Genomic DNA, 9,563 nt, shown 5'->3' with positions numbered 1-9,563 from the left:
GATATCGATCCAAAACGGATTAATACGCTGTGGGAAAAAGATGCTGTGCAACCGCAGAATGCTCAACTGGAACAGCAATATCAGCAGGAAATTGAGCAAATCAAAACAGCACAGGCGCAGGAAAAAGCCGAATTGGAAGAAACTTACACAGCTGAAGTGCAACAACTCCGAGCTGAACGCGAAGCACTACTGGATCCATGGAGCGGTAATCTGGCATTTGGTGTGCAGGGAGCCAGTGGTAATACTGACCGAATGGCCGTCACTGGTCGGGGTGAGCTTTTCCGTGAAACTGTGAATGAACGTTTAGGCATGTACCTGGAAGTCAATTATGCCAAGGAAGATGACGAGCAAACCGAGAACGAAAAACTGGCGGGTATCAAATTAGAACGTGATATCAGCGAAAACTATTTTGCCCGTGGCAGCGCTGATTTTGAGATTGATGATTTTGAAGAACTGGATTTACGGGCAATAACCACTGCCAGTCTTGGGCGTTTTTTCATACGCGAACCGGATTTGGTTTTCAAAGGTTTTGCTGGTGTGGGTTATCGTTTTGAAAGCTATTCAGACGGGACCACTGAAAAAGATCCAACCGGTGTTCTTGGCTATGAGACCAACTATAATCTCAACAGCCGATTGAACCTGTTTCATGATTTAACCTACTACCCTTCATTTAGTAGCCCAGGACAGAACTACCTTCTGGTCACCAACTTTGGTGCAGAAATGCCAATCACTAATGATGAAGCATGGAAGTTAAGGGCGACCTTGAGAAGTCAGTACAACAGCCAACCCGCACCGGAAGCGGAAACCACCGATACCAATTATCGGTTGAATCTGGTTTACGACTGGGAGTAACCGCCTTTGTATCAAACCAAAGCAGTCTTAGGACTTTGCAAAAGATAATCTACAAATCCCGGCCGTTTCTGTTGAGCGGTCGGGCTTTGTTGTCGCCAGACCAGTTGGATGGACTTTCTTAAAGCATTATCTTCAATGGGAATGGCACACAAACTTCCATGTCTGACCTCATCGGCAACGGCAGAGGAAAATACTAACGATATACCTAGCCCCGCCCGAACAGCCTGTTTAACTGCCTCGGTACTGCCCAGTTGCATTGTTACTTTGGGCATCTGCTGAAAATCCTGTAAATACGTTTTCAGCAATCGACCTGTACCACTACCCGATTCACCACCGATCAAATCCAGCCCGGCTAGCATTGATTTGCTTATTGATGGCAGCTTTGCCAGTGGATGCTCCATGGGTGTAATCAATACCAATGGTTCTATTTTCCAGGTTTGTGATTCAAATCCGGCTTTAGGTGACCACCATTCCATCAGGGCAATATCAATTTCAGCATTTTCCAGTTTGTCAGCCACCGCTGGATTGTTATCAATCAGCAAGTCCAGCTTGTCCTGCTCCAGTGATTGATGTCGAAGAAAGTCATGCAAATAAGGCTGCAACAGATAAATACCAATATTGGAACTGGCCCCCACTTTAAGCGTGGATGACTGGATGGCCAGTAACGCTCTGTCCTGTAGACGTAACATGCTCTCAGCATAAGGTAACAGCCGTAACGCATGTTCCGTTGGCTGGCAGCCACTTCGTCCCCGTTGAATCAACGATACTTTCAGCATTTCTTCCAACTTTTGAATATGCTGAGTGATTGTCGGTTGTGCCAATCCCAACTCAATAGCAGCCGCCTGAAAGCTGTGCTGTTCAATCACTGTTATCAGGCTTTTCAGCCAGATCAGGTTGAGCATGACAGTTCCTTTGGTGTTTCAAGATGATTCGCTGGGTCCAATGGCTTTTCACCCTGCAGCACATTGATAATATTCTCAGCAGCCCGTTTTTCGATCGATAGTCGCACATTGCTCACAGCTGAACCGATATGTGCAGTAAACAAGGTGTTGGGATGCGCTAACAGATTTTCATCAATCTCATTGGGTCGATCATTACGAGCCCAGTCTTCCATTTCAAACACATCACTGGCGTAACCAGCTAAATGGCCACTATTCAGCATTCTTAATATGGCCGTCTCATCAACCACTGAACCACGACATGGGTTGATCAGAAAAGATCCCGGTTGCATCTGCTGCAAACGTTGTTCATTGATCAGATGCTGAGTTTCAGAATTGAGTGGTAATGCCATAATCACAATATCGGCCTGAGCAAGCGCATCGTCCAGCGACAGAAACTCCAGTTGCAAAGCTGCTTGCTGTTCAGTAGTCAAAGGCTGTTGATCAGTAAATATTAATTTTGCATCCCAACCAGACAGTCTTTGAGCAATAGCCTGACCAATAGCTCCCATGCCGATAATGGCAATAGTAGAACCTTCAACTCCCAGTCCATAAAATTGTGGTCGCCAGCCTTTAAAATAGCCGCTTCGCACATGCTCATCCGCAGCTCTAATATGCCGTATCAGCCCAACCATCAAACCGATGGTTAGTTCTGCAGTGGGAACTGTTAATAAATCCGGTACAAAGGACAGCCAGACGTTATTATCTGTGCAGGCTTCTACATCAAAATTGTCATAGCCTTTTAATGCAGCACCAATCACTTTCAACTTCGGGCAAGCCTTTAGAAAGTCTGCATCCACCCTGTCCGGCATAAACACCATCAACGCGTCAGCATCCTGTGCCAGTTGAATCGTATCGTTTCTCGATAAACTGAAAGTAGTCTGATTGGTTATCAAATCACAATGTGGCGCCAGCATTTCCAGCACTTCATCATGCACTTTATGGGTAATGACCAGTTTTGGTTTCATTGTCATCCTTTACTTGAATTTTTTGCGTAATACGCCGCTTAATGCGTCTACCAGCGTAACCATCAACAAAATCACCAGCAAAATCGCAAATACTTCCTGATACTGCATAATCCGTAGCGACCCCATCAGTTCAAAACCAATACCACCGGCACCGACCATGCCCATGACCGTAGAAGCCCGGAAGTTGTATTCCCAGCGGTAAATCGCCACATCGGCAAACTGTGGCATCACCTGTGGCAGAATCGCGTGATATAGCACCTGCATCGGCGAGGCACCTGCCGCCCGAGCAGCTTCAACAGGTGCTTCATCAACATGTTCAATGGCTTCAGCAAAGAACTTGCCCACCATACCGATGGAATGCAGGGCCAAAGCCAGCACCCCAGGTAATGCCCCAAAACCGACTGCGGCGACAAAAATAATCCCCATGATGAGTTCTGGAACCGACCGCAACGCATTCAATACTACCCGTGCCAGTTGAAACACCACACCATGGGGTGAAGTGTTTCGAGCTGCCAGAAATGCCATTGGGACAGAAAACATTACCGCAATCGCGGTTCCGGCAATACTCATCGCCAGGGTATCCAATAAGGGTGAAAGCCAGTCACGAAGGTTGGTAAAGTCGGGGGGAAATGATTCACTGGCCAATGTGCCAATAGCGGGCAAACCATTTGCCAGTAATTCGAAGTTAAGTACATTCACATACCAGGCTGCCAGCAGAATGATGGCCAGTAAGACCACCACCTGCAGGGTTTGTTTTTTCCAGCGCTGGCTGTACCGTTTCAGTACATCTGATTGTTCCAGAACATGGGTATTCATCAGGTTCCCTTACATCTTGGAAAAATCAAGATTCAGTAATTTGCCCATATCGCGAATCACGTCATAATCATGATCGGTGATAGGCGCAAAACCTTCAGCTTTAAAATTCTTCAACACTTCTTCATCATCCAGATTGATAAAGGCATCTTTGATTTTCGCTTTCAGATCATCATTCAGATTTGAACGCATTGCCCAAGGGTATTGCGGAAATGGCTTACTGTAGCCAAGCACTTTTACTTTAGCCGGATCAATAAGTTCGCGTTCTACGACATACTTAAAAATCACTTCAGACAAACCACCGGCATCGGCATTACCATTGGCAACATTCACTGCAACGGCATCATGGCTTCCCACGAAATGTTGTTCATAATCAGTTTCGGCCTCGATACCCCCCTCTTCCAATAACACTGTTTTCGGGATGAGATGACTGGAGGTTGACGCCCGATCGCCATAAGCCATTTTTTTGCCTTTGATATCTGCATACGAATCAATACCCGCATCCACATTGGCAATCAGGATAGAGCGATAAGTCGGCACACCATCAATCACCATGGCTGCGAACGGCTCAATATCACTTTTTGATTTGGCCATCACATAGGACAGTGGTCCAAAATACGCCAGATCAATACGGCCAAAGCGCATGGCTTCTATCATTGACGAATAATCGGTCGTTACAATCAGTTCCACTTTTTTCTTCAAGGTGGTTTCGAGATAGTCTTTTAACGGTTGATTCCGTTTGATGAGCTCTGATGCATTTTCATCAGGCAATAGGGCAACTTTTAACGTATCCGGGTCTGGATCAGCATCCGCTGCCATGCCTGGGGCAACGGCTGTGACCAATAAGGATGTCGCTAACAGTAATTGTTTAAACAGTTTCATCAGGCAATCTCCAGTTGTGTTGCAGTTTTAGTAGGTAAACGTTCAGAGGAGGACTTAGGTTGGCTATCTTTTGCAGGTTTATTTTTTTCAGCAGGTTGGTGATAAATCAATGCTAGTTGTTTTTCATCAAGCTGTTGTGGGGCCGCATCAAACACCACCTTTGCATTGGCCAAACCTATAATCCGATCGGCAAACCGTTTGGCATACTCAAGTTGATGTAGTGAAACGACAGCAGTAATGCCATCTTCGCTGCAGATGTGTTTTAGCTGTGACAGGACTTTTTCGGAAGTAGCAGGATCCAGGCTGGCTACGGGTTCATCTGCCAGAATGATGGTTGGCTGCTGTGCCAGTGCTCTGGCAATACCAACACGTTGCTGCTGACCACCGGACAATTGATCGACACGCGTCATGGCTTTATCCGCCAGCCCGACCCTATCCAGGCAATGTAATGCCAGCTCCAAATCTATTTTTGGCATTGGCATCAAGCTGCGCAAAAATGAGTGATACCCCAGCCGTCCCATCAACACATTTTGTAAAGCGCTATGACGCAGGATCAGTTGATGGTGCTGAAATACCATGGCTGTTTTTCGGCGATGCCGGCGCAGGGTACGTTGATTATCCAGCACTCCAAATTCAGCTGAAATCACTTTACCTGAAGTCGGTTTGACTAAATGATTCAGTGCCCGCAATAACGAAGACTTTCCGGCACCTGACAATCCGAGCAGCACATTGAATTCGCCACGTTGAAAATTAATAGAAGTTGTTCGTAATGCTTCAATACCACCTGGATAGGTAATACCAAGATTATCAATGGAGAGAATCGATTGAGGTGTCTTGGTTGCAGTCATAACATCACCTTTCACAATATTAAGCACCGCAGTATTGCGGTTCACAATTGAATGCTAAGGTTTAAATATGACTGCCAAATGAAGGTTAGATGACCATTTAGTTACAACGGGCGGGCTTAATTCCCAAATCTGGCCATAAAAAAAACCGCCAGTCCATAACAGACGGCGGTTTTAGTAAAACCAACTGAATCAAATTTTAATCAAGATAGCTGCAGCAATAATCGACTAACTCCGTGATTTCGATATCAAATGATGAATTGGCTGGAACATTGAATGACTGACCATAAGTAATCGGCGTCCATTCAGTATCGCCATCGAGTCGGTAACGCAGCTGGCCAGCGAGAATTTCCATTAACTCGGCTTTCTCGGTGCCAAATTTATATTCACCCGGCATCATAATGCCGAGCGTTTTATAGCTGCCATCCTCAAAGGTTACTTTGCGACTGGTTACTTTGCCATCGAAATAGATATTGGCTTCACGGGTCACCGTGACATTTTCAAATGTAGACATAGGTTTCTCTAATGATAAAAATGTGGAGAAATATACGCCGGAGTTATCAAGGTGTCATCCAGTCTTTCATCTCTTTAAAGCCTTTTGGCACTTCATAGACGTAAAGCGTATCGGTTTTGGTTTCTGACCAAGTGGCACCATTACGATCTACGTAATAAATCGTGTCACCCTCTTTTTTGATTGCATAGTGAACATAGGGACTGGTTGATTTGGGATCTGTAAACACAAAACCGTTCTGCACTTTTAACGGTACATCCCGATCAACACCTTTCTGAAAGGTGCCCAATGCCTGTGTAACCCGCCACCAATAGTAATCGTAGCTTGTGGCATTATCTTTATATTCCATGGCACGGATATGCTTTGCACCCTGCATATCAGCTTCCTCATGCCAATAGCCGTCCAATTCATTTGCACTGATCTGCGGTGGACGTACAAAGTTATAAAGTCCGTTTTTGAAACTAAAGCTTTGTTTTTGCCAGTCCACTTCAGTTGTAATGGTTTTATTGGCTTTGTTGCTGCCCTCTGCAGGCGTCATCGTCAACTGATCATCAGCTGATAATTCAACCTGATAGGTATTCTTTGGATCAGCTTCACCGGTTGGTGATAAAAATGCGGTGCCATTATCGAAGGTTAAAACCCCACGTCCTGAGGTATCCACCCAATGTCCTTGAAGGCTTTGCTGGTGGTTTTGACTGATCGTAGTAGCAGATTGCGAAGATGTATCTGCCTGAACGCCTGCCATCATTGGCATGATCAACACTAACAGCGCTGATGGGATCAAAATCACTGATTTTTTCATTTCTCTCTAACTTCCTTTTTAGTGATGGTAAAACGTTTATTTTGTATTGAGCTGTTCCAGTTCTTCTACACGTTTTTCCAGAGCTTCCAGCTTTTCACGGGTACGCAATAAAACCTGAGACTGCACTTCAAACTCTTCTCTGGTCACTAAATCCAGCTTGTTAAAAGTAGAGCTCATTGCAGCACGGATATTTTTTTCAGCATCTCCACGCATCTGCAGTAAGCCAGGTGGCAGGGCACGGGTAATGGTGTCGGCGATTTCATCGAATTTTTTCGGATCTATCATGAGGCTTCCTTTAATTTTGGTTACAAGCTTATTCTACTGTAAAGCAGGATAGACTGACATTTTGGTGACAGATTTGACTAATAAAAATCTGCTCTTGAAAGCGTAAAGCACGCAAAAAAATCTGAGTTTATAACGGTAACACTCAAAAAAATAACAATAATTATTACAGAACTATTACAAATAACTTGAATATTCACTTGGTTATGCAATATTCTCAGATACTGATCCATTTTTAGTGGCGCTAGGACGGTATCTAAATTGCTTATTACAGATGACTCTGCTTCCCCAAAAAACAGTCTTAACTTTGACTCACTTTGGCATCTTTATACAAATTGGTTTGAAGAACCCAATGTTCGTCGAGGCGGCTGGAGTGGTGTTATAAAACAACCCATTCAGGTTGACTCGGGAGCCGTTGAGGTCTTTATCAAACGTCAGGAAAATCACGTCAGTAAAACACTGTTACATCCTTTCAAAGGTCAGGCTACCTTCTGCAAGGAATACCGCAATATCCAGCGACTAACCAAAAAAAACATCCCCACCCTGAAGGCCCTCTTCTTTGGGCAACGAGGAATGAAAGCTATCCTGGTGACCAAGGCACTGAATGATTATCAACCGTTGGATATCGCTTCGCTGAAACTGGATCGTTTGCAGAAACGTGCATTACTTACTGAAGTTGCTAAAAATCTGCGATTAATGCATCAGCATCACTACCAGCATAATTGCCTGTATCCAAAACATATTTTTGTTAAATATGTTGATGGTGCATGGCGAGTCCGGTTTATTGACCTGGAAAAACTCAAATGGCAACTTTTTAAAAGAAATGCCATTCATCGCGATTTGATTACGCTTTATCGTCACTCTGGTGGTAACTGGTCCGAAAAAGATCGTCTGTTTTTTTTCCGCGCTTACCAACAGGAAGCAAAGCTTTCGGCCCGTTCCAAAAAATTATGGCGAAAGTTACAAATGAAAAATGCTACAAAAAGTAAAATGTTTTTTACTGAATTGTCCGTGACATAACTAACAAATCATTTTCCTCTCAACAGAGAACCTAATATTCCACGCACTAATCGTCGACCAATCTGGCTTCCAATCGAGCGCATCGCACTTTTGGCAAAGGCTTCAAATATTGATTGACGATTGCTCGCACGCGATGGTTTTACCGTTTCCTTCATTGCTTCATTCTTTTCTGCCAACGCTGCCTGCTGCATTTTTTCAGCGCGTTCAGCTAGCACTTCATGGGCAGACTCACGATCCAGAATCTTGTCGTACACACCCGCCAGTAGAGAGCTTTGCAATAGCTGCTGACGTTGCTGAGGAGTAATTGGACCAATCTGGCTTTGAGGTGGCTTGATCATGGTACGTTGCACAATCTGCGGACGCCCCTTTTCATCCAGCATTGATACCAGCGCCTCTCCAACACCCAAATCAGTAATCACTTCCATGGTGGAAAACGCCGGATTATCACGAAAGGTTTCTGCCGCGGCTTTGACTGCTTTTTGATCTTTTGCAGTATAGGCACGCAGGGCATGCTGGATACGATTACCCAACTGACCTAATACACTATCGGGAATATCGGTCGGATTCTGCGTCACAAAATAGACGCCAACACCTTTGGAGCGAATTAATCGCACCACCTGTTCAATCTTATCCAGTAAGGCTTTTGGCGCATCATCAAATATCAGATGCGCTTCATCAAAAAATAACACCAATTTGGGTTTTTCCGGGTCACCGATTTCCGGCAACTGATCAAACAATTCTGCCAGCAGCCATAATAAAAAGGTGCTGTATAACTGCGGTGACTGCATCAATTTATCGGCTGTCAGCAAGTTAATAATGCCTTTGCCATGCACATCGGTTTGCAGCAAATCATCGAGATTTAATACCGGTTCGGCAAACAGCTTGTCGGCGCCCTGCTCTTCCAATACCAGTAACCTGCGTTGAATGGCCCCCACACTGGCCGCCGAAATATTGCCATACAATGTCTGAAATTCGCCGGCATTTTCAGCAACGAACTGTAGCATGGCGCGCAAATCCTTCAGATCCAACACCAGCCAGCCATTATCATCCGCTACGCGAAAAATCAGGGTTAACACACCTTGTTGGGTATCGTTGAGATTCATCAATCGTGATAACAATAATGGACCCATATCGGAGATGGTGGTGCGAACCGGATGTCCCTGTTCACCAAACACATCCCAGAAGGTGGTTGGAAATCCTGTGAACTGAAAATCCTCCAGTTGCATTAACGTAACCCGTTCACTGATTTTGGGATGCGCTTTCCCCGGCTGACTGATACCGGACAAATCACCTTTAATATCGGCAGCAAACACGGGAACACCAATATTACTGAACGCTTCAGCAAGTCCCTGAAGGGTCACGGTTTTCCCGGTGCCAGTAGCGCCAGCCACCAGGCCATGGCGATTGGCCATTTGTGGTAGCAAAAAAACCGGCAGCTCAGCCTGTCCTACAAACATGGGTTGTGCCATATGCTCTCCTTATCTGTGCCAATTAGGTCTCGAAATCCTGATGGGATATTAAACACTTTAATCTGGTCACTTTAAAAGTGCTCTGTTTATCAGCTTATCGGTTTGCGGACTATTCTGATGCAAGCTATGCTGTAGTCAGTCACAGCAGACTTTCTGCCACATCGTAACGTTAAATAATAAG

11 protein-coding genes are annotated in these 9,563 nt (G+C 45.0%); 2 read left to right on the top strand and 9 right to left on the bottom strand.

Going from position 1 to position 9,563, the window contains the following annotated elements:
* Positions 1-852, top strand: an 852-nt coding sequence (locus tag B3M51_RS13075) for a DUF481 domain-containing protein (protein ID WP_292759802.1), incomplete at its 5' end; no start/stop codon positions are given.
* 11 nt (positions 853-863) lie between these two features.
* Here B3M51_RS13075 and B3M51_RS13070 read toward each other — a convergent pair.
* From B3M51_RS13070 to ubiK, 8 genes are all read right to left on the bottom strand, one after another.
* Positions 864-1,754 carry a LysR family transcriptional regulator gene (locus B3M51_RS13070; RefSeq protein WP_292759800.1) on the bottom strand — a complete coding sequence of 297 codons (891 nt, stop codon included), beginning with the start codon at positions 1,752-1,754 and terminating at the stop codon, positions 864-866.
* Positions 1,742-2,758, bottom strand: coding sequence for a phosphonate dehydrogenase (locus B3M51_RS13065; protein ID WP_292759798.1), 1,017 nt, complete (start codon positions 2,756-2,758; stop codon positions 1,742-1,744). Before B3M51_RS13065 ends, B3M51_RS13070 begins: the two co-directional genes overlap by 13 nt.
* A 9-nt stretch (positions 2,759-2,767) precedes the next feature.
* The gene (phnE, locus tag B3M51_RS13060; protein WP_292759796.1) at positions 2,768-3,574 is read right to left on the bottom strand and encodes a phosphonate ABC transporter, permease protein PhnE; all 807 of its coding nucleotides are present in this window, start codon (positions 3,572-3,574) and stop codon (positions 2,768-2,770) included.
* A 9-nt stretch (positions 3,575-3,583) separates the two neighbouring features.
* Positions 3,584-4,453, bottom strand: a complete 870-nt coding sequence (phnD, locus tag B3M51_RS13055; RefSeq protein WP_292759794.1) for a phosphate/phosphite/phosphonate ABC transporter substrate-binding protein — start codon at positions 4,451-4,453, stop codon at positions 3,584-3,586.
* Positions 4,453-5,301: a phosphonate ABC transporter ATP-binding protein gene (phnC, locus tag B3M51_RS13050; protein ID WP_292759792.1), complete on the bottom strand. Its 849-nt coding sequence runs from the start codon at positions 5,299-5,301 to the stop codon at positions 4,453-4,455. Before phnC ends, phnD begins: the two co-directional genes overlap by 1 nt.
* Before the next feature lie 196 nt (positions 5,302-5,497).
* On the bottom strand, positions 5,498-5,812 hold the full coding sequence (locus B3M51_RS13045) for a pyrimidine/purine nucleoside phosphorylase (RefSeq protein WP_136552894.1): 315 nt from the start codon (positions 5,810-5,812) through the stop codon (positions 5,498-5,500).
* Between the two features lie 46 nt (positions 5,813-5,858).
* A complete protein-coding gene (locus tag B3M51_RS13040; protein WP_292759790.1) occupies positions 5,859-6,611 on the bottom strand; it encodes a hypothetical protein in 753 nt (250 codons plus the stop codon).
* Between the two features lie 36 nt (positions 6,612-6,647).
* Positions 6,648-6,896 (bottom strand): ubiquinone biosynthesis accessory factor UbiK, encoded by a 249-nt coding sequence (gene ubiK, locus B3M51_RS13035; RefSeq protein WP_292759788.1) that lies wholly within the window; start codon positions 6,894-6,896, stop codon positions 6,648-6,650.
* Positions 6,897-7,154: 258 nt separating this feature from the next.
* Between ubiK and B3M51_RS13030 the strand changes: the two genes are divergently transcribed.
* Entirely contained in the window at positions 7,155-7,913 is a 759-nt protein-coding gene (locus tag B3M51_RS13030; protein WP_292479586.1) for a lipopolysaccharide kinase InaA family protein, read from the top strand.
* Between the two features lie 8 nt (positions 7,914-7,921).
* Here B3M51_RS13030 and B3M51_RS13025 read toward each other — a convergent pair whose 3' ends face one another.
* Positions 7,922-9,382 (bottom strand): helicase HerA-like C-terminal domain-containing protein, encoded by a 1,461-nt coding sequence (locus tag B3M51_RS13025; protein WP_292759786.1) that lies wholly within the window; start codon positions 9,380-9,382, stop codon positions 7,922-7,924.
* Positions 9,383-9,563 lie beyond the last annotated feature (181 nt).

Source organism: Methylophaga sp. UBA2689, assembly GCA_002354555.1.
Lineage (GTDB): Bacteria > Pseudomonadota > Gammaproteobacteria > Nitrosococcales > Methylophagaceae > Methylophaga.
This window is presented reverse-complemented; position numbering and strand designations above follow the sequence as displayed.